This is a genomic window from Streptomyces sp. NBC_01808 (assembly GCF_035917395.1).
GTDB lineage: Bacteria > Actinomycetota > Actinomycetes > Streptomycetales > Streptomycetaceae > Streptomyces.
In genome coordinates this window covers 3,823,116-3,849,744 of record NZ_CP109072.1, presented here as the reverse complement: position 1 = coordinate 3,849,744, position 26,629 = coordinate 3,823,116, and the positions used below count along the sequence as shown (strand labels likewise).

The following is a 26,629-nucleotide window of genomic DNA, read 5'->3' as shown; positions in this document are numbered from 1 at the left end:
TCCGTGCGCGCTCACCCCGGCGGGGCGTCCTCGTCGTCGTCCGGCGTTACCCCCAGGCTGTGGAGGAACGCCGCCGCGGCCGGGGAAGGACGGGTGCGGGGCCAGATGAGGCGCTCCTCCCGGGAAGGACCGTCGGCGATCCGCACGGTGGCCAGGCCCGGGAGGCGGGGCGCGAAGGTGCTGGGGAGGAGGGCGACGCCCAGCCCGGCCCGTACGAGATCCGCCATGAAGTCCATCGACGACACCTCGAAGCCCACCGTCCGCCGCAGCCCCGCCGCCGCGAACGCCTCCTCCGACTGCGCCCGCGCCGCCGTGCCCGCTGCGAAGTCGACGAACGTCTCCTCCGCCAGCCGCGCCAGGTCCGTCTCGCCCGCGTCCGCCAGCGGGTGGTCCGGCGGCAGGACGGCCAGGTGCCGGTCCCGTACGAGGATCCGCTCGCGCACCCTCGTAGCCCGGAAGCCCGCGGGGACGCCGAGCAGCGCCAGGTCGTACGTGCCCTCCGCGACCGCCCGCACCAGGTTCTCGCTCGCGCCCACCGCCAGGCTGATCCGCACCTGCGGGTACGTGTCGTGGAACTCCTTCAGCGCCGCCGGCAGGTTCACCGCCGCCACCGTCGGGATCGACCCGATGGCCAGCCGCCCGCGCACCTCCCCCGTCGCCGCCGCGACCTCGGCGCGGGCCCGCTCCGCGGCGGCGAGGGTGGCGCGGGCGGCGGGCAGGAACGCCTCGCCGGCGCGGGTGGGGCGCACCTGCCGGCTCGTCCGGTCGAACAGCCGGGCGCCCAGCTCCCGTTCGAGCTTGCCGATCTGGTGGCTCAGCGCCGACTGGACGACATGGCAGCGCTCGGCGGCGCGGGTGAACCCGCCGGTGTCCGCGACGGCGACGACGTAGCGCAGTTGCTGCAGCTCCATGCGATCCATCGTGATACGAGATGGATCAGATGACAACTATGTGTTGGACTCATCGATGGGGGTGGGCGGAGTTTGGGTCCATGACAACGGACTCGGTATCCCCTCGCGAGGAGCCCGCCGCCCTCGGCCGCGGCCTGTTGCTGCTCATGGCGACCGCCACCGGCCTGTCCGTGGCGGGCAACTACTTCGCCCAGCCCCTCCTCGACCTCATCGGCCGCGACCTGCACGTGGGCAGCACGCTGGCCGCGCTCGTCGTCACCGCCGCGCAGACCGGGTACGCGCTGGGCCTCATCCTCCTCGTCCCCCTCGGCGACGTGACCGACCGGCGGCGGCTGTCCGTCGGGCTCTTCGTCGCCACCGCCGCGTTCCTCGCGCTCACCGCCGCCGCGCCCAACGGGCCCGTGCTGCTCGCCGGTACGGTCCTCACCGCGCTGGCGTCCGTCGGCGCGCAGGTCGTCGTCCCGTACGCGGCCGGGCTCGCGGCGCCGGAGGAGCGGGGGCGGGTAGTGGGCGTCGTGATGTCCGGCATCCTGCTCGGCGGGCTCCTGGCCCGTACCGCCTCGGGGGCGCTGTCGGAACTCGGCGGCTGGCGCACGATCTACTGGGTCAACGCCCTGCTCATGGCCGGCATGGCCGTCCTCCTCCACCGCCACCTGCCGCGGCTGCCGGCGGCGGGCGCGGGGATGTCGTACCCGGCGCTGCTGCGCTCCACGGTCGCGCTGCTGCGCGAGGAGCCGGTGCTGCGGCGGCGGTCGGCGCTCGGGGCGCTGTCGCTGGCCTCGTACAGCGTGCAGTTGACGGCGCTGACGTTCCTGCTGGCGCGGCCGCCGTACGGCTGGTCGGAGTCGGCGATCGGGCTGTTCGGCCTGGTCGGGGCGCTGGGCGTGGTGACGATGACGTTCGCGGGACGGCTCAACGACCGCGGCCACGTGCAGGCGGTGACGGGCGCGGGCGTGCTGCTGCTGACCGGCTCGTGGGTGCTGCTGGGGGTGGCGGGCGAGTCGCTGCCGTGGCTCGTCGTGGGGATCGTCGGCCTCAACGTCGCGCAGCAGGCGGTGCTCAACAGCAACCAGGCGGTCGTGTACGCGATACGGCCCGACGCCCGCAACCGCATCAACTCCGCGTTCATGACGAGCTTCTTCGCGGGCGGGGCGGTGGGCTCCGCGCTGACGTCGGTGGTGTGGGCGCGGGGCGGCTGGCAGGCGGTGTCGGCGCTGGGCGCGGTGCTGGCGGCGGGGACGGTCGTGCTGTGGGTGGCGGAGCGGGTGGGGGCTGCCCGGGGGGCCGCGCGTACGGGTGGCGCCCGGGGCGTACGGGCCAGGGCGCGGCCCGTACAGGACGACCCCGAGCCCCGGTGCGCACCCGTACGGTGACGTGCTACGCGCCGCCGCCCTGCTGGAGCGGTGCCAGCGCCGCGGCGATGTGGGCCTCCGCCGCCGCGCGGTCGACGCCGAGCCGGGAGAGCACGCCGTCGCCGTTCTCCTGCTCCAGCAGCGCCAGCAGGATGTGCTCCGTACCGATGTAGTTGTGGCCCAGCCGCAGCGCCTCGCGGAAGGTCAGCTCCAGCGCCTTCTTCCCCTCCGCGTTGTACGGGATCAGCTCAGGCACCGTCCCCTCAGCGGCCGGCGGCAGCGCCGCGGTGGCCTCCTGCCGCACGGTGTCGAGGAGGATGTCCTGCGCGACGATCGACGCGGCGCCGATGCCGGCGGGGTCGGCGATGAGCCCGAGGACGAGGTGGGCGGGCCCGATCTCGGTGTTGCCCGCGGCGCGCGCCTCGTTCTGGGACGCCATCACGACGTTCTTGGCGCGGCCGGTGAACCGGGCGAAGCCCTCGCTCGGGTCGAGCGTGAAGCCCTCGTCCGAGCCCTTGGTCACGAACCGCTTCTGGGCGGCCTGCCGGGTGACGCCCATGCTCTTGCCGATGTCGGTCCAGGAGGCGCCGGAGCGCCGCGCCTGGTCGACGAAGTGGCCGATGAGGTGGTCCGCGACGTCGCCGAGGTGGTCGGCGGCGACGACGGCTCCGGTGAGCTGGTCGAGGACGTCGGGGTGGACCTTCTTGATGGCCTCGATGAGGTCGTCGAGGCGTACGGGATGCGTCGAGCGCGCGGGTTCCGTCATGCTGACAACCGTAGGTTGACACCCCGGTGTGTGTCAACCTTCGGTTGACACCGCACGGAAGTGGGTGGTCAGCCTGCCGTCCGCGTCCAGGACGTGGAACGCCACGGCGGGCGGCTGGTCGAGATGGACGTGCTGGTCGGCGTGCGCGCGCCGCTCCCAGGGCAGCCGGACGGTGTTGACGACACCGCCCGCGACGAGCAGCGGGCGGCCGGCGAAGGTGGTGGCGGCGGCGGTGTGCGCGTGCCCGGCGAGAAAGGCGGCCACCTGGCGGTGACGCCCGGCCAGCTCGGCAAGCCGTGCTTCGTCGAACTGCCGGATCTCGTCGACGTACGGCACATGCAGCTCGACGGGCGGATGGTGGAACGCGACCAGCACCGGCTCCCCCTCCGGCACCCGCCCCAACTCCTCCTCCAGCCACGCCAGCGTCCCGTCCCCGAGCCACCCCTCGGGCTTCCCCGGCACCGACGAGTCGCACGCGAGCACCGTGAACCCGGCCCCGCGGTACACCTGATCGACGGGGGCCGAGGACGCCGCCTCCCCGAGCAGCCCGCTGCGGAAGGCGGCCCGGTCGTCGTGGTTCCCGGGACAGACCAGCACGGGATGCCGCGACGCGAGCAACTCGCGGGCGGTCGCGTACTCCTCGGGCGCGCCGTGGTCGGCGATGTCCCCGGTGACGAGGACGAGGTCCAGGTCGTACGGCAGGTCCTCCAGATACTCGACGATGGCACGGGTCCGCCGGACACTGCGCTCGTCGTCGATATGAACGTCACTGAAATGCGCGATCACAGCCATGGCGTACACCCCTCCCCGGCACGCCCACACCGGCGCCCCGCCCGCCCGACGCTACGACCTGCCCGGACGGCGGGTGAACAGCCACTTCACGACCGGTGGCCCGCGGCGGCCTCCAGGTCCGGGGACTTGAACACCGCCCAGACGACTTTGCCGATGCCGAGGCGGTCGGAGGTGCCCCAGTCGTCGGCGAGGGCGTGTTCGTCTCCGTGCCACCATGCAACAGACGGTAGGCAGTCAATTACCCATCAATATGAATCAGCGGAATAAGCCCTGGTCATCCAGGTGAAAACGGTTCGACATACCCCGCAACTGCTCACGTGTGGAGGCCCGTTCCGCATAGACGATCCTGCGGAGGGTCGCACGTGCGATCGGGTGGTTGCGTACCAGTTCAGGCGCCAGGCTCTCCGCGGTGCCCAGCTCCTCCAGCGCCTTGTCGCGTTTTCCGTCCCAGAGGTACGCACGCGAGAGGTCCATGTGATGGTGACCACGGCGAGAGTTCGGCAGGGCGGCCAGAGCCTCGTCATCGGCTTCGCCGTTCAGCCGGAGTGCCGCGCCCTGATTACCCATCTCCAACTGCACGCTGATCGCATGGATCTCCACGTTGCCGGTCGAGAATGTCAAGGTCGCCCGATCGTGGATCGGCGGCCCCGCATACGCATCCACCAAGCCACACGCCTCACGGGCCAAGCCAATGCGGTGCTCCGCTTCCGCCTCGTTGTTCGCCAGAGCGGCAGACACCGCAGCACGCAACTGCAAGGCCCCCCACAGGCGCACCGCCAGTTGATCGCCCCGGTCGTAGGCATCCTGCACATGACGCAGGGCCTTGTCCGCCAGTGATAGAGAGTCATCCCAGGCGGCGGTCGTCCACATGTCCCACACCCGCATCCAGTCGGCGACAGCCGGCATCAGTGCGTCACCGGAGCGTTGGGCAGACCAGGCTGCCCGCTCGCAGGCCATGGCGATCAGCTCAGGGTGACCAAGAGCATGAGCAGCCGTATGCGCGAACTTGCAGCAGATCGCATAGACGGCGTACGCCTCCTGAGCGCGGGTGCTACCTGGACATCCACCGCGCCCCCTTCGGCGAAGAAGTGACTCTCGCCGACCCGGTGGGCATCACGCTCGACACCGAGACCCTGAAGAACTACGTCGGCTGACCACGGGTCAGAACGTCGACGGGTTCGAGCCGGACGACGGCTCGCCTCGGTACACGGTAACGGTGCAGAGGCTTCTTGCCAGTGGCGGTCTATAGTGGGGCTATGGCTACGACGACGATTCAGGTCACCCGTGAAGTCCGGGATCACCTGGCCGAGCTCGCCAAGGAGCGGGGGGTGAGCCTGGGGCAGTTGGTCGAAGCCCTCGCTGCCGAGCAGCCCACGGCGGCGCAGCGGGCCGAGCGGCTGGCCGCCGACCGTGAGGTGGCGCGTCGTCTGATCGGCGTCGACCTGAGCGACGAGGAGTTCGACCAGGCTCCCGACGTTCTTGGCAACATCTACAAGATGGCCGCCGAGAAGGCCCGTGCCGCCCGGGACGCCGTCGCTTGATCATCCTCGACACCGGCGCGGTCAAGGCTCTCGCCGCCGGTCACAAGGCGCTGAACCTGCTCGCGGGCAACATGGCGAACACCCCCGGCGACCAGTTGCGGATCCCCGCGCTGTGCCTGATGCGGGCCGAGGCCGACGAGGAGCGGTTGCACCGCCGGGTGCTGGCGTTCTCCTCGGTCGTCGTCGACCCGCTCGACACCATGGCCGCCGCCTCCGTCGGCACCATGATCCGGGACGGCTACGGCGCCTCCGACACCTGCCACGCCCTGTACTGCGCGCTGCCCCGCGCCGAGTTCACCGGCATGTCGATCCTGCTGACCGAGGGCGAGGGGCACTACCCGCCGGGCGTCGTCACCGTCGACGTCAACTCCCCCGGAATGCTCGGCTTCCACTGACGGACGGCGGCCGCCGCCCGTCAGTCGTCCGCCAGGCGGGACAGCGCCAGGTTCAGTTCCAGGACGTTGACCTTGTCGTTGCCGAGGAAGCCCAGGTCCCGGCCCTCCTTGTGGGCGTTCACCAGGTTTTCCACCTGCGCCACCTCCAGGCCGTTCTCCTTTGCCACCCTGTCCACCTGGATCTCCGCGTACGCCGGGGAGATGTGCGGGTCTATGGCCGAGCCCGAGCCCGTTACCGCGTCCTTCGGGACGGCCGACACGGGGACGTCGTTGAACGACGCCACCTGCTGTCGTGCCTCCTTCACCGTCTTCACCAGCGTCGCGTCCGACGCGCCCAGGTTCGACGGGCCCGTGGCCAGGGGGTCGTAGGCGCTGTTGGAGGGGCGGGGCTGGAACCAGCGGGGGTCGGGTTCGTCCGTGCCCTTGAGGTTCCAGCTCTGGCCTATCAGCTTCGAGCCCGCCTCCCGGCCCTCGTATGCGACTTTCGAGCCGTTCGCCTTGTCGGCGAACGCGCCCTGCGCGATGCCCGTGATCACCAAGGGGTAGATCACGCCGGTGACCACGGTCAGGACCAGCAGCGCGCGCAGCGCGCTGAAGAGCAGGCGGGCGGTGGAGCGTGCGGAAGTGTTCATGTGTGGTCGGCCTCCGTCAGCCGATGCCGGGGATGAGCGAGACGACGAGGTCGATCAGCTTGATGCCGACGAACGGGGCCACCAGGCCGCCGACGCCGTAGACGCCGATGTTGCGCCGGAGCATGCGGTCGGCGCTCATCGGGCGGTAGCGCACGCCGCGCAGGGCCAGCGGGACCAGCGCGACGATGATCAGCGCGTTGAAGACGACCGCGGAGAGGATCGCCGACTCCGGCGAGGACAACTGCATGATGTTGAGCTTGTCCAGGCTCGGGTAGGCGGCGGCGAACATCGCGGGGATGATCGCGAAGTACTTCGCGACGTCGTTGGCGATCGAGAAGGTCGTGAGCGCGCCCCGGGTGATGAGGAGCTGTTTCCCGATCTCCACGATCTCGATGAGCTTTGTCGGGTTGGAGTCCAGGTCGACCATGTTCCCGGCCTCCTTGGCGGCGGAGGTGCCGGTGTTCATGGCGACGCCGACGTCCGCCTGGGCCAGCGCGGGGGCGTCGTTCGTGCCGTCGCCGGTCATGGCGACGAGCTTGCCGCCGGCCTGCTCGCGCTTGATGAGGGCCATCTTGTCCTCGGGCGTGGCCTCCGCGAGGAAGTCGTCGACGCCGGCCTCGGCGGCGATGGCCTTCGCCGTCTTGGCGTTGTCGCCGGTGATCATGACGGTCCTGATGCCCATGCGGCGCAGCTCGTCGAAGCGTTCGCGCATGCCCTCCTTGACGACGTCCTTGAGGTGGACGACGCCGAGGACCCGCGCGCCGCCGCGGTCGTCGGCGACGGCGACGAGCAGCGGGGTGCCGCCGGACTCGGCGACGGTGTCGGCCATGTCCCGTACGGTGCCGGGGACGTCGCCGCCCCGTTCGCGTACCCACGCCGCGACCGCGCCCGCCGCGCCCTTGCGGATCTGGCGGCCGTCGACGTCGACGCCCGACATCCGGGTCTGCGCGGTGAACGGCACCCAGTCGGCGTGCGCCAGCGCGCCGGGTTCGCGCTCGCGCAGCCCGTAGCGGGACTTGGCGAGGACGACGATCGAGCGGCCCTCCGGCGTCTCGTCGGCGAGCGACGACAACTGCGCGGCGTCGGCGAGTTCCGCCTCCTCGGCGCCGGGGACCGGCAGGAACTCGTGCGCCTGCCGGTTGCCGAGCGTGATGGTGCCGGTCTTGTCCAGCAGCAGCGTGGACACGTCGCCTGCGGCCTCGACGGCCCGGCCGGACATGGCGAGCACGTTGCGCTGGACGAGCCGGTCCATGCCCGCGATGCCGATGGCGGACAGCAGCGCGCCGATGGTGGTGGGGATCAGGCAGACGAGCAGCGCGGCGAGCACGACGAGGGACTGCTCTGCGCCCGCGTAGACCGCGAAGGGCTGGAGCGTGACGACGGCCAGCAGGAAGACGATCGTGAGCGACGAGAGCAGGATGTTCAGCGCGATCTCGTTCGGCGTCTTCTGCCGGGCCGCGCCCTCGACCAGCGCGATCATGCGGTCGATGAACGTCTCGCCCGGCTTGGCGGTGATCCGTACGACGATGCGGTCCGAGAGCACCTTCGTGCCGCCGGTGACCGCCGAGCGGTCCCCGCCCGACTCCCGGATCACCGGCGCCGATTCGCCGGTGATCGCGGACTCGTCGACGGAGGCGACGCCTTCGACCACGTCGCCGTCGCCGGGTATGACGTCGCCGGCCTCGCAGACGACGAGGTCGCCGACGCGCAGATCGGTGCCGGGGACCCGTTCCTCGCCCGCGGCGGTACGGCGGCGGGCGACCGTGTCCGTCTTGGCCCTGCGCAGCGTGTCGGCCTGCGCCTTGCCGCGGCCCTCGGCGACGGCCTCCGCCAGGTTGGCGAAGACCACGGTGAGCCAGAGCCAGGCGGCGATGACCCAGCCGAACCAGTCGCCGGGGTCGGTGACCGCGAGGACCGTGGTCAGGACCGAGCCGATCTCGACCACGAACATCACCGGCGACTTCACCAGCGCCCGCGGGTCGAGCTTGCGCAGCGCGTCGGGTACGGACCGGAGCAACTGCCGGGGGTCGAACAGCCCGCCGCCGACCCGGGGTCCGGGCTCGTGCCGTACGGGATCCGCGTCGGTGTGCGGCGCGGGGGCGGGGGTGCGGGTCTGGAGGGTCATGCGGCCAGTCCTTCGGCGAGCGGCCCGAGCGCGAGCGACGGGAAGAAGGTGAGCCCGGCGACGATGGCGATGCAGGCCACCAGCACGCCGGTGAACAGAGGCTTGTCGGTACGCAGCGTCCCGGCGGTGGCCGGCACGGGCCGCTGCCCGGCGAGCGATCCTGCCAGCGCCAGCACGAACACCATCGGCAGGAACCGGCCGAGCAGCATGCACAGGCCGAGCGCGGTGTTGTGGAACTCGGTGTTCGCCGAGAAGCCCGCGAAGGCGCTGCCGTTGTTGTGGGAGGCGGAGGTGTAGGCGTAGAGGACCTCGGAGAAGCCGTGCGGCCCGGTGTTCGTCATCGACGACTCGCCGTTGCCGGTGCCCATCGCCAGTGCCGTGCCGGTCAGCACCAGCGCGGGGGTGACGAGGATGTAGCAGGCCGCGAGCTTCATCTCGCGGGGCCCGATCTTCTTGCCGAGGTACTCGGGCGTACGGCCCACCATGAGCCCGGCGATGAAGACCGCGACGATCGCCATCACCAGCATCCCGTACAGTCCCGAGCCGACCCCGCCGGGCGCGATCTCGCCGATCATCATGCCGAACAGCAGCACGCCGCCGGAGAGTCCGCCGAAGGAGTCGTGGAAGGAGTTGACCGAGCCGGTCGACGTCATCGTCGTGGAGACCGCGAAGAGCGACGACGCGCCCTCGCCGAAGCGCTGCTCCTTGCCCTCCATCGCGCCGCCCGCCAACTGCGCGGCGGTGCCCGGGTGCGCGGCCTCCAGCGCGGTCACGGCGATCACGCCGGCCAGCCAGATGCCGGCCATCGCGGCCACGACGGCGTAGCCCTGCCGGACGCTGCCGACCATCCTGCCGAACGTGCGCGGCATGGCGAACGGGATGACGAGCAGCAGGAAGATTTCGAGGAGGTTGGAGATGCCGTTCGGGTTCTCGAAGGGGTGGGCGGAGTTGGCGTTGTAGAAGCCGCCGCCGTTGGTCCCCAGGTCCTTGATGGCCTCCTGGGAGGCGACGGCGCCGCCGGTGAGGTGCTGGGTCTGCCCGGTCACGGTCGTCACGGACTGCGGGTCGGAGAAGTTCTGGATCGCGCCGCACGCGACGAGCAGCACGGCCGCGACGGCGGCCGTCGGCAGCAGGATCCGTATCGTGCCGCGCACCAGGTCCGCCCAGAAGTTGCCCAGCTCGCCGGTGCGGGAGCGGACGAAGCCGCGGATGAGCGCGACCGCCACGGACATACCGACGGCGGCCGAGACGAAGTTCTGCACGGCCAGGCCGCCGGTCTGGGTGAGGTGGCCCATCGCGGACTCGCCCGAGTACGACTGCCAGTTGGTGTTCGCGACGAACGACGCGGCGGTGTTGAACGCCTGGTCGGGGCTGATCGCGGCGAAGCCGAGGGAGAGCGGGAGCTTGTCCTGGACCCGCTGGAGCAGGTAGAGGAAGAGCACGCCGGCCAGGGAGAACGCGAGCACGGCGCGCAGGTACGCGGGCCAGCGCATCTCGGCGTCGGGGTCGGCGCCGATGACGCGGTAGATCCAGCGCTCCACGCGGCTGTGCTTCTTGCCGCCGTAGACCCCGGCCATGTAGTCGCCGAGGGGGCGGTGGACGAGCGCGAGGGCGACGACCAGCGCCGACACCTGGAGCACGTCAGCGAGTATCGGGCTCATGCCGGGACCTCAGAACCTCTCGGGGAAGACGAGGGCGAGGACCAGGTAGCCCAGCAGGGCGACGGCCACGATGAGGCCCACCACGTTGTCGGCGGTCATAGCTTGGCCACCCCCCGGGCGATGAGCGCCACCAGCGCGAAGACCGCGAGCGTGGTGACGGCGAAGGCCACGTCGGCCATCGGTGCTCCTAGACGGAATCGAATCGAACGGACACGTCCAGAGAAACCCCGCGGCGGGACGGATGTGACAGGCGTTGACGGTCCCCTGACGAGGCGGGGGGCGGCGTTGACGCGATTCATACGCAGGTGAGGGGGTGCGGGCGCCGCGTGACGGCGTGGCCTCCCGGGCGGGGGTATGGGCGGCCCGCGGGGGGTGCGGGAGCGTAGCCTGAGGTACGGAGACGGCCGCCGGTCCGCCGGCCGGGCCGTCCCGCGGCGGTGGGGCCCGCCGTACCCGAACCGCGGCGCCGGATGCCGCCAACGGTCCCTGCTTGCGACGGAAGGCGCGCGCTGCCGCGCGCGCCGCGGCGAGTGGGTGAGGTGCGCAGATGACGGAGGCCCCGCGGCCCGGCGAAGACGTCCGCCGGATGCACCGGGCCGAGCCGATCGACCCCGATGTCGAGGTGGTGCAGCCCGCGCCGCGCGAGCACCGGTGGCGCGGTCAGGGCGCGCCGGTGGCGATGGTGGCGCTGGGCGGAGGGCTGGGGTCCGCGGCGCGGTACGGGGCCGGGCTGCTCTGGCCCACGGAGCCGGCGGCCTTCCCGTGGACGACGCTGCTGGTGAACGTCGTCGGGTGCGCGGCGATCGGCGTGCTGATGGTCCTGATCACGGAGGCGCGGACGGCGCACCGGCTGGTGCGGCCGTTCCTGGGCGCGGGGGTGCTCGGCGGGTTCACGACGTTCTCGACGTACGCGGTGGACGTGCAGCGGCTGGTGGCGGAGGAGGACCGGGCGGCGACGGGGGTGGCGTACCTGGCGCTCACGCCGGTCACGGCGCTGGCGGCGGTGTGGGCGGCGCAGGCCGTGACGCGGCGGGCGGTGGGGCGTTCCTCGTCCGGCGCGGGCGGCTCGCGGGTGCCCGCGGGGGAGGACGCGTGAACTGGTTGCTCGTGGTCGCCGGGGGGATGGCCGGGGCGCCGCTGCGGTACGTCACGGACCGGGCGGTGCAGTTGCGGCACGGCTCGCCGTTCCCCTGGGGCACGCTGGCCGTCAACGTCACCGGCTGCCTGATCCTCGGCACCCTCGCGGGCGCGACGCTGGCCGGCGCCGCCTCCGAGTCGGTGCGGCTGCTGCTGGGCACGGGGCTGTGCGGGGCGCTGACGACGTACTCGACGTTCTCGTACGAGGTGCTGCGGCTCGCCGAGAAGGGCAAGGGGCGGTACGCGGCGGCGTACGCGGGCGCGAGCCTGGCGGTGGGACTCGGCGCGGCGTTCCTGGGCGCGGTGGCGGGGGAGGCGGTGTGGGGGTGAGGGGCGCCCTCTCGTTGCCGTACGGACGGTGCGGGCGGTACGGGCGGTACGGGCCGTACGGACGGGGCGTACCGGAAACCGGCGTGCTTCCCCGGCGGCCGCTCGGGTAGCGTGCGCGTCATGTCGAGCCCCGAGTCGGACAGGCGGGGGCTTTCGGTCACGCCGTCAGCCCCCTGAACCACTGAGTCCGCAGCCCCGCCGCCGCGCCGCCCGGCGCGGCCGGACGTGCGCGCCCTCCGGGCGCTGACCCCGCGGTGACCGAGACGCCTTCCCCCTTCCTCTCCTCGTCTCGGAGCCTCTCGATGCCCTTCCCGCTCTATCTGCTTGCCCTGGTCGTCTGCGCTACGGGGTCCTGATCTGTCAGTTTCCGACTCCCGCAGTAGCGGGGGTCCACCTCCCCTTCAATTCGAATCGGAGGCAGGCTGACCCGCTTGAATGCCGGGACTCCCTCATTGGGCACGTGATGCATGATCCGATCCCACATGCCGCTGTTGATCCAGTGCGCGCAACGCGAGTGGATTGTACTGTGATGGCCGAACTCTGCGGGCAAGGCATCCCAGTTCACACCTGTGCGCGCCTTGTAGAGAATCGCCTCTACTACTTGGCGTGGAGGAATCGTCCGTGACTTCCCGCGCAAATCAGGCTCAATTCTCTCCCATACCTCGTCCGGCAGAGATTCAGGCACTAGCCGATCGTTCTGGTAGAACCACGTCTCAAGCGAGCATGGGCGACCCCTTCGTGTCTTCAGGCGAGGGCCCGTGATAGTCACCCTTACATTCCACAGCGCAAGAAACCTACGCTGATCTTCCAAGGGGAGATCTGGAAGATCCTTGGTCGCCATCGCAGCGAGATCTTCTAGATCCTTGGCGAGGATCTCGGAGGCTTCTGTTTCGGCTTGCCACTCGATGGCATCGTCACGAAGTGTTCGGAGTTTTACCAACTCTCGCTTCAAGTCCTTTGTGGCCTCTTTGATGGCGGGCTGGGGGTCTTCGTCTCCCGATTCGACCGCCTCTTTGGCTGCCATGACGATGACAGCAGCAATTGCCTTGTTCTGGACTTCGATTTGCCGATCAAGCTCTTTGATTCGGCGGGCATGGTTGCTCTTTTGGTCAGCCGAGATCTCTAGCCATTCGGCTGCCATCGACTTGAGCTGTTCCGGCGAACGGAAGAGTTCGCAAACTTCTTGCCAAACCCGTGCCTCAAGCGCGTCAGCATCTACATGCTGGCAGGAGCATGGTTTGTTGCCCGGGTACTTTTCTTGCTTCCCGGAGCAGATGTACCAGCGCCCGTCACTCTCGGAGCGCCATGATCCGTTGTAACGACTCCCGCAGCCGTGGGAATTGAAGATTCGACCGGAAAGCGGGTAAGTGTGCTTGCCGCTCACTTGGCCCCGGCGTCCCGTGTCCAGTGCAAGCTTAAGCTTCCGCCTTTCGTCCTCATCGAAGATGGGCGGGATCGGGACCACAACCGTGTCCCCGAACATCGGTGAACCGTCCGGGTTCAACTTGGTCTTGCTGTAACTGCCACCCTCGTCGCGCGCAGGGTTGCGGAATACGCTGCACGCATCCGAGACGGCATCCGACGACATTGTCTTTCGCAGACCCCAATGACGCCAGGGCTTTCCGTCCCGCCTGTGAAGCCCTTCTTCATTGAGCCGTTGAGCGGCCTGCCGACAGTTCTTTCTCTCCAGCACAATGAGTTCCCAGGCACGCCGCAATACAGCAGCCTCGGATTCGTTGATCGCGAGACGGGAGCGCTTCTTCTTTCCTTGGTCTTTGATTCGATAGCCGAACGGTGGAATGCCGCCGACCCAACCGCCGTCTAGGGCCTTCTCCTGCAACCCGTCCTGCGTGCGCGTCCGAATGGTCTCCCATTCGGTTTCGGCATAATCGGCCTGCCGCCGCATTTCCGAACGGCCGTCTTTTGTGGTGTTGTCGACGTCGCCCTCAGCGATGGCTACGAAAATCCCGAGATCTTCCAACTCCCACACCCAACGCCAGAATGCGCGCCCGGTGCGCCCAATAGCACGGCCTTCTTTTACGACCACGACATCGAAAAGTCCTGCGCGGGCATCCTCCATCAACCGCTGAAGGTCATCGCGTTGGTCGGCTTCAAGACTGCCGCTCACTCCGTCGTCTACGTAGGTGCCTACGTGTTTCCACGACTTCTTTTCAATGTAGCGGCCGGTCTTCTTCCCCTGACTGGCAACGCCATAACCCTTCTTCTGCTCCTCGGTCGACACCCGCAGGTAATCAACCGCGCGCAGGACGCGCCGCCCAACTAATTCGGTCGCTGCCTGGACAGAGGCGGGGGTGGGTGTGCTTATATGGGCCACGTCGGCTCCCTAGTAGTCGGCCAGCCCCGGGGCGGTGGCAGCCGCGCTCGGGGCACCTTGTGATTCGAGCATCTTACGCCATCACTTGACGGGTCGTCACTAGCGCGTGGCTCACGTTGCCTTTTAGCGGATTTCTGAAACAGAAGTCGCAGGAGCCACTGACGCTCGGTCTCGGTGAGAGTCGCGCCCGCGTGCCAAATCACTTCAACGGATGCTCCGTTGCTGGTCTCTTCGGTCTTCCGTCGAAGCCCTCTGCGTTCCTCGGGGGCGTCGGATCGAATCGACAATTTGCTTTCAGATTCCTCCTTCATAGATCTTCCTCCATTTCTCGATGTTGGGCTTTTCCTCCTTCTTTGATCTGCGCTTGAATTCCGGTTCCGCCCGGGGCGTGACTGTCCCCAGGCGGAACCGGCTGCCCGTTACTGACTGTGGTCGTCCACCGTGTACGTCCACGGACGAGTGCGCGGCCTACACGCGCAGGCGCGCGCGAGGCCCCGTGGACGATGCGCGGACGAGGACGGCTACTTTCCGTCGCGGTTGGGGGGTCGCTGCTGGCTGCGGTCACGAGAGCGCCGCGCCCGCTGGGTGGTGCCGGGGCTGGTCGTGCCGCGCTGGTGATGACCGGCGTTGGCAGCTCGCCACTTGCCGCGCGCGAGCTGCACCGCGCGCCCGGCGTCGGCGTGCTGACGAAGCCGGGCGTACACCCAGCTCCGTCCCATGCCGCACGCAGCCATGAGGCGGCCCACGGTGGCCCCTTGCGGGCCTGCCTCCCGCAGGGCCGTCCAGAGTGCCGTCTCCGGGTCTTGGGGCGTCTCCGGGGCGCTCCGAGGGCTGTCCGGGTGTGCGGGGAGCTTTGCGCCTGTCTCCACCTCGCTCGTGTCCCTGGCGGGCACGGGTGCCGGGCGGGGCAGTGTCGGCCGCCTCCCCGCATGCAGCGCCGCATGTCGGCTGACGGCGTCGTCGTCAACGAGAAAGGCGCGCGCCCTTTCCGGCATGTGATGCTCCGGAGTGGAAAGCAGGAATGTTCCCGGGAGGCTGAGCCGTTCAGCGTGCCACCCTGCTTTCGCCATGCCTTGACCGAGAATCAGATCAGTGTCCCGGCGTTCCCGCACCCGCAGACAGCCCCGCTCGTGGCCGCGCTCGCCCGTAACTGGCCGGGGCGGGGCACGCTCCTCGCCTTCGTCGTCGTGTTCGCGGCGGCGCACGTCGTGGGCGCCCTCACCGGCAGCTTCGCGGTGCTGTTCGCGACCCGGCTCTTCGCCGCGCTGGCGAACGCGGGCTTCCTCGCCGTCGCGCTGACCACCGCCGCAGGGCTCGTACCGCCCGACCGGAAGGGGCGGGCGCTGGCCGTCCTGCTGTCGGGTACGACGGTGGCGACGGTCGCCGGGGTGCCCGGCGGGTCGCTGCTGGGCGCGGCGTTCGGCTGGCGGGCCACGTTCTGGGCGGTCGCCGCTCTGTGCCTGCCCGCGGCCCTCGGCATCCTCGCGGGGATCCCCGGGCGCAGGGCGCGGCCGGGTGCCGCGGGCGAGCCCGCTCTGCGGTCGGAGCTCGCGCGGCTCAGGAGCCCGCGGCTGATCCTCGTCATGCTGCTCGGCGCGCTGGTGAACGCGGCCACGTTCGGCAGCTTCACCTTCCTGGCGCCGCTGGTGACCGACACCGCCGGGCTGGCCAAGCCGTGGATCTCGGTCGCGCTGGTGCTCTTCGGGGCGGGGTCGTTCGCCGGCGTCACCTTCGCGGGGCGGCTCGCGGACGTGCGCCCCGGTGCGGTCGTCGCCGCCGGGGGGCCGCTGCTGCTCGTCGGCTGGCCGCTGCTGGGGCTGCTGGCCGGGTATCCGGTCGCGCTGCTCGGGCTCGTGTGCGTGCTGGGGGCGCTGTCGTTCGCGGTGGGCAGCACGCTGATCACGCGGGTGCTGTACGAGGCCGCCGGCGCACCCACGATGGCCGGGGCCTACGCGACGGCGGCGCTGAACGTCGGCGCCGTGGCCGGGCCGCTCGTCGCCGCGGGCGCGATCGGCGCCGCCGGGACCCGCGGGCCGCTGTGGGCGAGCGGGGTCCTCGTCCTGGCGGCGCTGCTCGTCGCGGCGCCGTTCCGCGGGGTGGTCGCGGGGGCGCGGAACGGCGGGTGAGCGTGGCCGGCGCCGTCAGAGGAGGCCGTTGAGGAGGGGGAGGTCGAGTTCGAGGCCGCCGCGGTCGGAGTCCTCGGCCGAGCCGCCGTCCGAGCCGCCCGAGCCGGAGCCGTTCGAGCCGCCGCTGTCGCCGCTGTCGCCGCCGGTGCCGGTGCCGGTGTCGCTCTCGTTGGTCGGCGTGGGCGTCGGGGTGCCGGTGGACGGTGACGACGACTCGGGTTCCGCCGTATCCGGCGCCGTGACGCGCCCCTCCGCCGGGGTGGTGGTCGTCGGCGCCGGGCTGTCCTTCGTCGGTGCCGGGCTCTCCGTGGGCCGGCCCGCGTCGCGGGCGGCCTTCGTCGGCCCGGTCCGCGGTTCCGCGGGCTCCGCGCCGTCCGGCTTCGCCGCGCCCGAGGGGCGGTCGCCGTCCGGGGTGGCGCTGCCGTCGTTGCCGGGCTCCTCGGACGGGAGCGGCTGCACGGGGGTGTCGGCCCGTGCCACGGCCTCGTCCGTACGGGCCCCTCCGCCGCCGCCTATGGCGTTCGCGGCGAGCAGCCCGCCCGAGAGCACGGTCATCCCGGCGGCCGCGAGACCGGCCAGCCGCCGGCTGCGCCGCTTGTAGCGCCGGTGCCGCGCCCGGGGCCGTACGGGCACGAGTTCCGCCCCCACGCCCTCGCCGCCGTGCGCGGCTTCCGCCACCGCGGGCAGGGGCGCCGTCCGGTCGTGGTTCTCGAACAGCTCCAGGTCCCCGGGCGCGGGTCCGCTCGACTCCGCCGCGGGAAGCTGCAGCGCCGGGGTGCCGAGGGTCCCGTAGATCTCGGGGACCGCGGGCACGTGGCGCGGCTGCGCGCACCACGGTGCTCCCGCCGGGTCGTGCCGGCTGTCGCACCGCGGGCAGTAGATCGTCGTCACTGTCCTGGCGTCCCTTCCGTCGCGTGGGGGCGAGAGGTGCTCCGACGCCGGATCAATGTGCCAGCGCAGGAATCCCGCGGAGCATGAAGAATCCCCATAAGGAGTGCGGCGGTGAGACCTATCTCACACTGCAGGAGGTGGTACAGACCGCCGCGCCTCCGGACATCGCACCCACGCCTCCGGGGCCTGGCGGAGGCTGCGAGACTGCCGCGATGACCGTTCAGCTCGTGTCCGTGATCGGGAACAGCCCCGGGGTCGGCAAGTCCACCCTCTGCCGGGCCCTCGCCGCGGCGCTCCGCGAAGACGGGGCGGTGGTCGACCACTTCGAGGAGGCCGACATCCTCGTGCGCGAGGCGTTCCGCCCGGTGGCCGAGGAGTTCGCGGACGGTACGGGGGCGGTGCGCCCCGGGACGCTGGTCGCGTGCGTCCGCGCGTACGTCGCGGAGGCGGCAGCCGCGGGGACGGGCGTCCTGGTGACGGACGCGCTGCTGCCGTTCGTGCCGTCGCTCGTGGCCTGGGGCCACGACGAGGACGCCGTCGCGGGCGTGGCCGAGGACCTGGTACGGGCGGTGGCCCCCGCGGAGGTCACGGTCGTCTACGTGCACGATGACCCCGGGGCGGCCCTGCGCCGGGCGGTCGCCCGGGAGGGCGCCGGGTGGGCGGAGTGGTACGTGGCGAAGCTGGGCTCCTCGCCGGGCACGCGGCACGTAGGGGACCTGGACTCGGCGGCGGCCCACCTGCGGGCGGAGACGGAGCTGACCCGGCGGGTGCTGGCCCGTACGCCGTGGCGGACGGTGCCGGTGGACACGGGCGAACTGGACGCCGAGGCGGCGTTCGCGTACGCCCGCGCCCAACTCGCGTGGCGGCCGGGGCAGTTCTAGCCCGCCGGTAGGCGGCGGGGGCCGCCCGCGCTGTCCCGTTCGCCCCGGAAGATCCCGCCGTACGGGCACCCCGGGCGCCGCGATGTCAGACCCACGCGAGACGCTCGAATCCGAACCGTTTGTTGCTGACTTCCGTAAGGATCCGAGATGAGCAGCTTCGCCGAACTCCGTTCCGCCGTCCGCGGCCGGGTGCTCCTGCCCGGCGACGACGGCTTCGAGGCGGCCACCAAGCCGTGGAACCTGGCCGTGCCGCAGCCCGCCGCCGGCGGCGTCGTGGAGGCGGCCGACGCCGACGACGTCGCCGCACTGGTCCGTTATGCGCGGCGGGCCGGTGTCGCGGTGGCCGCGCAGCCCGCGGGGCACGGCGCCTCGGGGGCCGTGGAGGGCGCCGTTCTGCTGCGCACCGGGCTGCTGGACGAGGTGCGGGTCGACCCCGCGGCGCGGATCGCGCGGGTCGGCGCCGGGGTGAAGTGGGGGCGCGTACTGGAAGAGGCGTCGCGGCACGGGCTGACCGGGCTGCCCGGCAGCTCGCCCGTCGTCTCGGTGACGGGCTACACGCTGGGCGGCGGCGTCAGTTGGTTCAGCCGCGCGCACGGCTGGGCGGCCGACTCGGTCACCGCCTTCGAGGTCGTCGACGCCGAGGGCGTGCCCGCCCGGGTGACCGCCGAGAGCGACCCCGAGCTGTTCTGGGCGCTGCGGGGCGGCGGGGGCGACTACGTGCTCGTCACCGCGACGGAGTTCCGCCTGCACCCCGCGCCCGCCCTCTACGGCGGCCAGATGCTGTGGCCCGGCGCGCAGGCCCGCGAGGTGCTCGACGTCTTCCGCTCGGTGACCGCCGCGGCGCCCGACGAACTGACCGTCTGGGCCGGGCTGCTGAACCTCCCGGGCGCCGACCCGATGGTCGCCGTCCACACCACGTACCTCGGCGGGGGCGCCGGCGACGCCGGGCCCGAGCTGCTGCGCCCGTTCGACGCGATCGCCGGCCGGATCGACGACAACCGGGCCGTGCTGCCCGTCCACGAGCTGGGCACCATCACCGCCGAGCCCACCGACCCCAGCCCGGGCCTCGGCCGCGCCGAGATGCTCACGGCCGTCGACGACACCGTGATCGACGCGCTCCTCGCGGAGCCGATCGCGCCGCTGCTCGGCGTCCAGATCCGTCACGTCGGCGGTGCGCTGGCCCGCCCCTCGGACTCCCCGCACGGCGCGCTGCCGGAGCCGTACCTGCTGTACCTCTTCGGCGTCCCGTTCTCCCCCGAGGTGGCCGCCGGCATCCCCGCCCGCCGGAGCGCGCTGGTGAAGGCCCTCGGCCCGTACGTCGCGGGTCGCAAGCCGTACACGTTCCTGGGCCCCGACGAGAGCCCGGCGGACGTCTTCGGCCCGGAGAGCCTGGCCCGCCTGCGGGCCGTCAAGCGCGCCCGCGACCCGCAGGGGGTGTTCCGCAGCAACTTCCCGGTCGGCAAGGACTGACCCCTTTGCCGACGGCCTTTGCGGCCCCGGCGACCGCCGTCACCGCACGACCGCGGTGAACTCCGCGGTGCGGACGGCGTCCTCGTGCTTGAAGTCGAGGAACAGCCGGTACGTCCCCGGGCCCGGCACCTGCGCGTGGAACGCCACGACGGGGCCGGGTTCGGTCGTCCCGTCGCCGGGGGAGCCGTCCGGGTGGACGTGGACGTACGCGAGGTCCTCGCGGCGCAGCGCCACGAGGTGGCCGTACGCGGCCAGGTAGGGCTGCAGGTCGGTGACGGGCTTGCCGTCGCGGGCGACGGCGAACTCCAGCCGCCGCCCCTCGCCCGCCGCCGGTTCGCCGGTGAGCGTCACCTCGCGGCCGTCGACGGTGAAGGCCGGGGCGGGCGCGGGGAGTTCGCGCGCGGGCCCGGCGCCGTCGCCGGCCGTCAGGTCCGCGCCGAGGGTGAGGGTGCGGCCGAGCGCGGCGGGGGCGAAGTCGGCGAAGACGCGGTAGGCGCCGGCCTCGGGGAGGAGGACGCGGACGGACCAGGTGCCGTCGGCCGCCTCCGCGGGGTGGACGTGGACGTAGCGGGTGAGGTCGCGGCGTACGACGATCAGGTGGACGAGCTTGTCGTGGATGGGCGTCAGGTCGGCGACCGGGCGGCCGTCGGTGCCGAGGAGGCGGAAGCGCAGCTCGGTCTCGGCGCCCGTGGGGAGCGCGGTGGTCTCCAGCGCGAGGGTGTAGCCGTCCTCGGAGCTGTCCAGCCCGGCGGGTCCTGCGGGGGCGTGGTGACCGTGGTGGGCGTGGGCGTCGTGGTGACCGTGGCCGGCGTCGTGGTGCTGGGTGGCGTTCATGGTGGGTGTCCTTGCCCTTCGTATCCGGTGCGGTCTGTCTGGTGATCAGCGTAGCAGAGATACCCCCCAGGGGTATATCGAGGTGCGGTGACGCGCGTCATGCGGGGCCCGGACAGGGCTGAGACGCGGGCGCTACGCCGCGGTGGTCGTACGGTCCCGGGTGAGCCGCGCGCCGCGCGCCGGCAGATACGGCCCGGCCGTACGCGCCGCGCCCGCCGGCCGCCACAGCAGCACCGCCGCCACCGCCGCCGCGAGCCCGATGACCGCCAGCGCGCCGGCCGCCACCCCCGTCCCCGCCCGCGCCGCGAGATAGCCGGCCAGCGGGTACGTGAGCAGCCACGCGACGTGCGACAGCGAGAACTGCGCCGCGAACGCCGCCGGCAGGTCCGCCTTCCCCGGCACCGCGCCGCGGATCAGCCGCCCCGTCGGCGTCACCATCGCCGAGGTCGCCGCGCCGAGCACGGCCCACGCGGCGAGCAGCGCCGGCCAGGTCCGTACCCCCGCCGCGAGGCCCGCGCCGACGACGGCCAGCACCGGCGCCGGCACGAACGCCGCTGGCAGCATCACCGCGCGGTCGCCGACCCGCTCCAGCACCCGGGGGAGCGCCAGGGCGACGGCCATCGACCCGGCGCCGTAGGCGCCCAGCGCGAGCGAGACGTCGCCGACCGGGCGGGCGAAGTGGTCGCGGACCAGAACGACGGTGTTGACGATCACCATCGAACTGGCTGCCGCGACGGCGAAGTTGAGCGCCAGGAGCGCGCGGAGCCGGGGCGCGGAGCCGAAGAGCCTGATCCCGTACGCGGCCCTGGCGAACACCCCGCCGCTCTCCGTGCCGCCCTCCCCGCCGGTCTCGCGCGGCGTCGGCTTCGGCAGTGCCACGGAGACGACCAGCGCGGCGGAGGCGACGAAGCCGGCGGCGGTGCCGAGGAAGAGCCGGTCGTACGTGAGGAGCGTCAGCAGCCCGGCCGCGAGCACGGGGCTGAACAGGCTCTCCATGTCGTACGCGAGCCGCGACAGCGACAGCGCCCGGGTGTAGTCGCGCTCGGCGGGGAGCACCTCGGGGATGGTGGCCTGGAAGGTCGGGGTGAACGCGGCGGAGGCGGACTGGAGCAGGAAGATCAGCACGTAGATCTGCCAGACCTCGGTCACGAACGGCAGCGCGAGCGCGACGACGCCGCGCACGAGGTCGGCGGCGACCAGCAGGGCGCGGCGCGGGATGCGGTCGCCGAGGGCGCCGATGACGGGGGCGATGCCGACGTAGGCGACCATCTTGACGGCCAGGGCGGTGCCGAGGACGGCGGAGGCGTTGCCGCCGGCGAGGTCGTAGGCGAGGAGGCTGAGCGCGACGGTGGCGAGGCCGGTGCCGACGAGGGCGATGACCTGGGCGGCGAAGAGGTGTCTGTAGGTGCGGTTGCGGAGTACGGAGAACATGGCCCTGGCCTCTTCCTGTGCTCGTGTGCGCATATACGCACATGATAAGCAGAGGAGGGCCCCGGTGCTATTCCCGCGGGGCCGGTTACCGGCTCAGGAGTGCCAGGGCTCGCCGGTCATGAGGTGATCGGCGTGGTTGAGGGCCTCGACGACGAGGCCGCGCAGATGCCCGTCGCGCAGCGAGTACACGACGCGGCGGCCTTCCTTCCTGGAGTGCACCAGGTTGGCGAGGCGCAGCTTGGCCAGATGCTGGCTGACGGCCGGCCGGGCGGCGCCGCTGGCGGTGGCCAGCTCGGTGACGTCGGCCTCGCCCTCGGCGAGCAGCCACAGCAGGTGCAGCCGCGTCGCGTCGGCGAGCAGCGCGAAGACCGTGCTCGCGGCTTCGAGCTGCTCCCGGTCGGGCGTCCACTCGTGACGGTGGACGGCGGGGGTGGGCGAGGGGGCGGTGTCGCGCTCCGGCATGCGCCCATCGTATGGCCGTACGAGGCCCGGGGCGGGCGTCGCGGCTGCTCAACCGGCGCGGTACATGCCGATGGAGCCGTGCCCGGCGACGTCGGCGAAGCCGAACTTCTCGTACAGGAACCGCGCGGGCCCGTCGGCGACGAGCGACACGTACGCGGTGGCGGGCGCCCGCCGGTCCAGCTCCGCGACGAGCGCCGCCATGATCTGCTTCCCGAGCCCCTGCCCCTGGTGCTCCGGCAGCACGCACATGTCCACCACCTGGAACACGGTGCCCCCGTCCCCCACGACCCGCCCCATCCCCACCGGCACCCCGCGGTGGTACACGACGACCCCGTACCACGTCTGCGGCAACCCCACGGCGGCAGCCTCGGCCGCCTTGTCCGACAACCCGGCCCCGGTCCGCAACCGCCGGTAGTCCGCGACGGAGGGCACCCCGGCCCGTATCTCGTAAGGGTCACCTATCGATGTCATGCATTACACCCTAGTCGAGCGGCCGGTCACTTCCCCGCTTCGGGTCCGTACCATTGCAGGGCCTGCCCGGTGGCGGCGGCGATGCCGTCGAAGTCCCGGTCGCGGTGCAGCAGGGTCAGCCCCTGCAACTCCGCGGTGGCCGCCACGACGAGGTCGACCGGACCCGCACCGCGGTGCTGCCCGCGCTTGGTCAGCGCCTCCTGCACCTGAAGGGCCCGGCCGTACGCCCGGTCGTCGACCGGCACCCACCCGAAGATCGTCCGCAGGTCGTCCACGCCCCGCGCCCGGTCGTCGGCGGAGCGGGCGCTGTAGAGGAACTCCAGCTCGGTGATGGGGCAGACCGCGATGAGCCCGGCCGCGGCCGCGCGGTCCCACCCGAACTGCTCGGCGTCGCCGCGCATCATCCGGGCGAGCGCGCTGGTGTCGACGAGGTACTGCGCGGCGTTCACCCGCGGTAGTCCCTCTTGTCCTCAAGCAGGTCGAGGTCGAACGCGCCCTCCTCGGCCGCGGCCCGCAGCCGCGTGAGCGCCAGCGCCCGCCGCCGGTTGTCCAGCACCTCGCGCAGCGCGGTGTTGACCGTCTCCTTCTTGGTGCTCGTGCCGAGGGCCTGCGCGACGTCGGCGAGCAGGCCGTCGTCCAGATCGATCACCGTACGACTCACTCTGCACCTCCCTTGATATCAATCAAGCCATCTTTGATATCAACGGTAGCACTCCCTCTCCCCCCGGAGGGGGTTCGTCTGCGATGATGGCGCTTCCCAAGGTGACGGCGGAACGAGGAAGCCGGTGTGAATCCGGTGCGGTCCCGCCACTGTGATCGGTGAGCCGGCTCCGAACAGGCCACTGCCCCCGCGGGGGTGGGAAGGCCAGGGGCCGGCGGTGAACCGAGAGCCAGGAGACTCACGTCGTCGCCTCCTCGGCGAATCTGGGGCGGATTTCCCCGGAGAGGAGCGTGCGTCGTCGTGCGTGCCCTGCTGCGCGGCCCGGTGCGGTCGTTGCGTGTGGTCGTTCCCCTTTCCCTGCTGCTCGTCGCCGCCTGCGGGGGGCCCGCGCGGGACGACGGGCGGGCGGAGGGGGAGTCGCCGCCCGGGTTTCCCGTGACCGTCGGCAACTGCGGGGTCGAGACCACCTACGAGCGGCCCCCCGAGCGGGCCGTGACCCTCAATCAGCACGTCACCGAGATCATGCTCGCCCTCGGGCTGGAGAAGTCCATGGTCGGCACCGGCTATCTCGACGACCAGATCCCGCCCGCCTACCGCGAGGCGTACGACGGCATCGAGGTGATCGCCGACGGGTACCCCTCGTACGAGACGCTTCTCGCCGCCGAACCCGACTTCGTCTACGGCGGGTTCGCCAGCACCTTCGAGGAGGGCCGCAGCCGCGACGCGCTCGCCGGGGCCGGCATCGACTCGTACCTCAGCCTGGAGGAGTGTGCCGAGCCGCCGGTGACGGTGGACCTCATGGACCGCGAGATACGCACCGTCGCCGAGGTGTTCGGCGTCCCGCGGCGGGCGGAGAAGCTGCTCGGCGAGCTGCACGGGACGCTCGACGGCGTGCGGGAGGCGGTCGCCGGGGCCGAGGCCGCGGAGGTCTTCGTCTACGACAGCGGGGACAAGACCGCGTTCACCGCGGGCGGCGGCGGGATCGGCAACGAGATCATCGAACTGGCCGGCGGCGCCAACGTCTTCGCCGGCCTCGGCAAGACCTTCGGCGACGTGTCGTTCGAGCAGGTCGCCGCCCGGGCGCCGGATGTGGTCGTCATCTACGACTACGGCGACCAGTCCGTCGCCGACAAGAAGCGGTTCCTGCTCTCCCACCCCGCGCTCACAGACGTCCCGGCGATACGGAACAAGCGCTTCGCCGTCCTGCCGCTGTCCTCGACCGTCCTCGGCGTACGGGTCCCGGAGGCCGTCGACTCCCTGGCCCGCCAGCTCCACCCGGACCGCTTCCGGTGACGAAGGCCCGGGCGCTGCCCTTTCCCGCCCTCCTCGTTCTCCTTCTCGGCCTGCTGCTGCTCTCCGCCACCGCCGCCGTCGCCCTCGGCTCCGTCCGCGTCCCCGCGGGCCAGGTCTGGGGCATCCTCCTGCACCGCCTCCACCCCGCCCTCGCGGACCCCGGCTGGACGCCCGTGCGCGAGACCATCGTGTGGGACGTACGCCTCCCGCGCGTGCTGCTCGCCGGGGCGGTGGGGGCGGGGCTCGCGGTGTGCGGGATGGCGCTGCAGGCGCTCGTACGGAATCCGCTCGCCGACCCCATGCTGCTCGGCATCTCCTCGGGCGCCACGGTCGGCGCCGTGCTCGTCGTGGTCTTCAACGTCACCGTCTTCGGCCTCTTCACCCTGCCGCTCGCGGCCTTCGCCGGCGCCCTCGCCGCGCTCGCCGCCGTCTACTTCCTCGCGCTCGGCACCGACGGCCGCATGACGTCGCTGCGCCTGGTGCTCGCGGGCGTCGCCATGGCCGAAGTCCTGTCCGCCGTCGTCGGGTTCCTCATCGTCACCTCGGGCGACCCGCACAAGACGCAGGCCGCGCTGCGCTGGATGCTCGGCGGCCTCGCCGGCAGCACGTGGCGGCTCATCTGGATCCCGCTGGCCGTCGTCGTCCTCGGTACGGTCGCGCTGCTGGCCGTCGCCCGCCCGCTCAACCTGCTCCTCGCCGGCGAGGAGGCCGCCGCCGCCCTCGGCCTGGACGTGCACCGCTTCCGCTCCGCGATGTTCGCGCTCGTCGCCGTGATGGTCGGCGCGGCGGTCGCGGTCAGCGGGGCGATCGGGTTCGTCGGGCTGATCCTGCCGCACGTGGTGCGGCTGCTCGCCGGCGCCGACCACCGGCGGGCGCTGCCCGCGGCGGCGCTGCTCGGCGCGGCGTTCCTGATCGCCGCCGACCTGGCGGCGCGCACGCTGATCAGCCCCGAGGAGGTCCCGGTGGGAGTGCTGACGGCGCTGGCCGGCGGGCCGTTCTTCCTGTGGCTGATGCGCCGGGGGGCCGCCCGGTGACCGGCCACGCGCCCGCCGCGCCCGGCGCCCTGCGGCTGGAGTCCGTCACCGTGACCGCGGGCGGGCGCACGCTCGTCGACGCGGTGTCCCTCGACGTCGCGCCCGGCGAGGTCGTCGGCCTCGTCGGCCCCAACGGCGCCGGCAAGACGACGCTGCTGCGCACCGTCTACCGCGCGCTGCGGCCCACCTCCGGGCGCGTACTCCTGGACGGCGACGACGTGCGCGCCCTGCCCCCCAAGCTGCTGGCGCGGCGGCTCGCCGCGGTGCTCCAGGAGATCCCGGGCGCCTTCGAGCTGACGGTGTACGACGTGGTGGCCATGGGCCGGACGCCGCACAAGCGCGCCTTCGCCGGGGACGACGACGCCGACCGCGCCGTCATCGCCGCCAGCCTCGCGGCGGTCGGGGCGGCGGAGTTGGCCGCGGCGCCGTTCGACCGGCTGTCGGGGGGCGAGAAGCAGCGGGTGCTGATCGCGCGGGCGCTGGCGCAGCGCGCGGGCACGATGGTGCTCGACGAGCCGACCAACCACCTCGATCTGCGCCACCAGCTCGACGCGCTCCGCCTCGTCCGCGGCCTCGGCGCCACCGCCCTCGTCGCCCTGCACGACCTCAATCTGGCGGCCGCGTTCTGCGACCGCATCTGCGTGCTACGGGCCGGCCGCGCGGTCGTCGCAGGCCCGCCGGCCGACGTGCTGACGCCCGCGCTGCTCGCGGAGGTGTACGGGGTGGTGGCGGAGGTCGCCGTCCACCCGAGCACGTCCCGCCCCCACCTCACCCTGCTCCCGGACGCGCCGCCGCCGGGGGCGGCCACGGCGGGAGGCCCGGGTGCGCCGGGTGGTGGGGGCCTGTCGGAGGGCGCGAGCCCGGCCCGGGCCGCCGAATCTCCTGGTGCGATACCGGCCGTCGAGCCACCCGACCCACCCGACCCACCCGACCCGCCCACCGCCGCCGGCTCGTCCAGCCCCGCCCCGAAGGGAGCACCGTGACCTCCGCCGCCGACCAGCCCCTGCCCCCGGCCGTCGTCGCCGCCGCGCTCGGCGACGTCGCCGCCCTCGGCTGCGGCGACTGCTCCCTGCGTACGTGACGGACGCCTGCCCCGGC

Annotated in this window: 25 protein-coding genes, 2 pseudogenes and 1 riboswitch; of the genes and pseudogenes, 11 read left to right on the top strand and 16 right to left on the bottom strand. The window is 72.2% G+C overall.

What is annotated here, in order from left to right:
- Positions 1-11: 11 nt before the first annotated feature.
- Positions 12-911 (bottom strand): LysR family transcriptional regulator, encoded by a 900-nt coding sequence (locus OG946_RS16655; protein ID WP_326796886.1) that lies wholly within the window; start codon positions 909-911, stop codon positions 12-14.
- 80 nt (positions 912-991) lie between these two features.
- Here OG946_RS16655 and OG946_RS16650 point away from each other — a divergent pair, with 80 nt between their 5' ends.
- Entirely contained in the window at positions 992-2,284 is a 1,293-nt protein-coding gene (locus tag OG946_RS16650; RefSeq protein ID WP_326796885.1) for an MFS transporter, read from the top strand.
- A 4-nt stretch (positions 2,285-2,288) separates the two neighbouring features.
- Here the strand turns inward: OG946_RS16650 and OG946_RS16645 are convergent, their stop codons facing one another.
- From OG946_RS16645 to OG946_RS16635, 3 genes and pseudogenes are all read right to left on the bottom strand, one after another.
- Positions 2,289-3,029, bottom strand: a complete 741-nt coding sequence (locus OG946_RS16645) for a Clp protease N-terminal domain-containing protein (protein ID WP_326796884.1) — start codon at positions 3,027-3,029, stop codon at positions 2,289-2,291.
- A gap of 33 nt (positions 3,030-3,062) precedes the next feature.
- Positions 3,063-3,821: a metallophosphoesterase gene (locus OG946_RS16640; protein ID WP_326796883.1), complete on the bottom strand. Its 759-nt coding sequence runs from the start codon at positions 3,819-3,821 to the stop codon at positions 3,063-3,065.
- 255 nt (positions 3,822-4,076) lie between these two features.
- A pseudogene (locus tag OG946_RS16635) lies at positions 4,077-4,862 on the bottom strand (helix-turn-helix domain-containing protein); the annotation flags it as partial.
- Positions 4,863-5,077: 215 nt separating this feature from the next.
- On the opposite strand from OG946_RS16635, the gene OG946_RS16630 reads away from it, so the two are divergent.
- A complete protein-coding gene (locus OG946_RS16630; RefSeq protein ID WP_047016645.1) occupies positions 5,078-5,362 on the top strand; it encodes a hypothetical protein in 285 nt (94 codons plus the stop codon).
- Positions 5,359-5,757: a hypothetical protein gene (locus tag OG946_RS16625; protein WP_326796882.1), complete on the top strand. Its 399-nt coding sequence runs from the start codon at positions 5,359-5,361 to the stop codon at positions 5,755-5,757. The genes OG946_RS16630 and OG946_RS16625 overlap by 4 nt, the downstream gene beginning before the upstream one ends.
- 20 nt (positions 5,758-5,777) lie before the next feature.
- On the opposite strand, the gene kdpC is transcribed toward OG946_RS16625, so the two are convergent.
- The 4 genes from kdpC to kdpF are packed head-to-tail and all read right to left on the bottom strand — an operon-like array spanning position 5,778 to position 10,274.
- Positions 5,778-6,389: a potassium-transporting ATPase subunit KdpC gene (gene kdpC / locus OG946_RS16620; RefSeq protein ID WP_326796881.1), complete on the bottom strand. Its 612-nt coding sequence runs from the start codon at positions 6,387-6,389 to the stop codon at positions 5,778-5,780.
- Positions 6,390-6,405: 16 nt separating this feature from the next.
- Positions 6,406-8,514, bottom strand: coding sequence for a potassium-transporting ATPase subunit KdpB (gene kdpB, locus OG946_RS16615; protein ID WP_326796880.1), 2,109 nt, complete (start codon positions 8,512-8,514; stop codon positions 6,406-6,408).
- Positions 8,511-10,175, bottom strand: a complete 1,665-nt coding sequence (kdpA, locus tag OG946_RS16610; RefSeq protein ID WP_326796879.1) for a potassium-transporting ATPase subunit KdpA — start codon at positions 10,173-10,175, stop codon at positions 8,511-8,513. Before kdpA ends, kdpB begins: the two co-directional genes overlap by 4 nt.
- A gap of 9 nt (positions 10,176-10,184) precedes the next feature.
- A complete protein-coding gene (kdpF, locus tag OG946_RS16605) occupies positions 10,185-10,274 on the bottom strand; it encodes a K(+)-transporting ATPase subunit F (RefSeq protein ID WP_018836529.1) in 90 nt (29 codons plus the stop codon).
- 448 nt (positions 10,275-10,722) lie between these two features.
- On the opposite strand from kdpF, the gene crcB (OG946_RS16600) reads away from it, so the two are divergent.
- A complete protein-coding gene (gene crcB / locus OG946_RS16600) occupies positions 10,723-11,271 on the top strand; it encodes a fluoride efflux transporter CrcB (protein WP_326796878.1) in 549 nt (182 codons plus the stop codon).
- Entirely contained in the window at positions 11,268-11,642 is a 375-nt protein-coding gene (crcB, locus tag OG946_RS16595; RefSeq protein WP_326796877.1) for a fluoride efflux transporter CrcB, read from the top strand. Before crcB (OG946_RS16600) ends, crcB (OG946_RS16595) begins: the two co-directional genes overlap by 4 nt.
- A gap of 316 nt (positions 11,643-11,958) precedes the next feature.
- Here the strand turns inward: crcB (OG946_RS16595) and OG946_RS16590 are convergent, their stop codons facing one another.
- Entirely contained in the window at positions 11,959-13,977 is a 2,019-nt protein-coding gene (locus tag OG946_RS16590) for a recombinase family protein (RefSeq protein WP_326796876.1), read from the bottom strand.
- 1,121 nt (positions 13,978-15,098) lie between these two features.
- Between OG946_RS16590 and OG946_RS16585 the strand changes: the two are divergent.
- A pseudogene (locus OG946_RS16585) lies at positions 15,099-16,103 on the top strand (MFS transporter); the annotation flags it as partial.
- Between the two features lie 15 nt (positions 16,104-16,118).
- Here OG946_RS16585 and OG946_RS16580 read toward each other — a convergent pair.
- Positions 16,119-16,994 (bottom strand): hypothetical protein, encoded by an 876-nt coding sequence (locus OG946_RS16580; protein ID WP_326796875.1) that lies wholly within the window; start codon positions 16,992-16,994, stop codon positions 16,119-16,121.
- A gap of 212 nt (positions 16,995-17,206) precedes the next feature.
- Between OG946_RS16580 and OG946_RS16575 the strand changes: the two genes are divergently transcribed.
- Together OG946_RS16575 and OG946_RS16570 are read left to right on the top strand one after the other, a co-directional pair.
- Positions 17,207-17,875, top strand: coding sequence for a hypothetical protein (locus OG946_RS16575; protein ID WP_326796874.1), 669 nt, complete (start codon positions 17,207-17,209; stop codon positions 17,873-17,875).
- A gap of 147 nt (positions 17,876-18,022) precedes the next feature.
- Positions 18,023-19,345: an FAD-binding oxidoreductase gene (locus tag OG946_RS16570; protein WP_326796873.1), complete on the top strand. Its 1,323-nt coding sequence runs from the start codon at positions 18,023-18,025 to the stop codon at positions 19,343-19,345.
- Positions 19,346-19,384: 39 nt separating this feature from the next.
- Here the strand turns inward: OG946_RS16570 and OG946_RS16565 are convergent, their stop codons facing one another.
- The 6 genes from OG946_RS16565 to OG946_RS16540 form a co-directional block, all read right to left on the bottom strand.
- A complete protein-coding gene (locus tag OG946_RS16565; RefSeq protein ID WP_326796872.1) occupies positions 19,385-20,179 on the bottom strand; it encodes a hypothetical protein in 795 nt (264 codons plus the stop codon).
- A gap of 132 nt (positions 20,180-20,311) precedes the next feature.
- Complete coding sequence (locus OG946_RS16560) at positions 20,312-21,610, bottom strand: MFS transporter (RefSeq protein WP_326800272.1); 1,299 nt, start codon at positions 21,608-21,610, stop codon at positions 20,312-20,314.
- Positions 21,611-21,703: 93 nt separating this feature from the next.
- A complete protein-coding gene (locus tag OG946_RS16555; protein ID WP_027741432.1) occupies positions 21,704-22,072 on the bottom strand; it encodes an ArsR/SmtB family transcription factor in 369 nt (122 codons plus the stop codon).
- Between the two features lie 48 nt (positions 22,073-22,120).
- Positions 22,121-22,543 carry a GNAT family N-acetyltransferase gene (locus OG946_RS16550; RefSeq protein ID WP_326796871.1) on the bottom strand — a complete coding sequence of 141 codons (423 nt, stop codon included), beginning with the start codon at positions 22,541-22,543 and terminating at the stop codon, positions 22,121-22,123.
- 26 nt (positions 22,544-22,569) lie between these two features.
- Positions 22,570-22,992 carry a PIN domain nuclease gene (locus tag OG946_RS16545; RefSeq protein ID WP_326796870.1) on the bottom strand — a complete coding sequence of 141 codons (423 nt, stop codon included), beginning with the start codon at positions 22,990-22,992 and terminating at the stop codon, positions 22,570-22,572.
- Positions 22,989-23,204, bottom strand: coding sequence for a type II toxin-antitoxin system VapB family antitoxin (locus OG946_RS16540; protein ID WP_326796869.1), 216 nt, complete (start codon positions 23,202-23,204; stop codon positions 22,989-22,991). The genes OG946_RS16545 and OG946_RS16540 overlap by 4 nt, the downstream gene beginning before the upstream one ends.
- A gap of 73 nt (positions 23,205-23,277) precedes the next feature.
- A riboswitch (cobalamin riboswitch) is annotated at positions 23,278-23,460 on the top strand.
- Positions 23,461-23,639: 179 nt separating this feature from the next.
- Here OG946_RS16540 and OG946_RS16535 point away from each other — a divergent pair.
- From OG946_RS16535 to OG946_RS16525, 3 genes are read left to right on the top strand one after another with little or no spacing between them, the layout of a single operon-like run.
- Entirely contained in the window at positions 23,640-24,497 is an 858-nt protein-coding gene (locus OG946_RS16535) for an ABC transporter substrate-binding protein (RefSeq protein ID WP_326800271.1), read from the top strand.
- The gene (locus OG946_RS16530; protein WP_326796868.1) at positions 24,494-25,531 is read left to right on the top strand and encodes a FecCD family ABC transporter permease; all 1,038 of its coding nucleotides are present in this window, start codon (positions 24,494-24,496) and stop codon (positions 25,529-25,531) included. The genes OG946_RS16535 and OG946_RS16530 overlap by 4 nt, the downstream gene beginning before the upstream one ends.
- On the top strand, positions 25,501-26,514 hold the full coding sequence (locus OG946_RS16525; RefSeq protein ID WP_326796867.1) for an ABC transporter ATP-binding protein: 1,014 nt from the start codon (positions 25,501-25,503) through the stop codon (positions 26,512-26,514). The genes OG946_RS16530 and OG946_RS16525 overlap by 31 nt, the downstream gene beginning before the upstream one ends.
- Positions 26,515-26,629 lie beyond the last annotated feature (115 nt).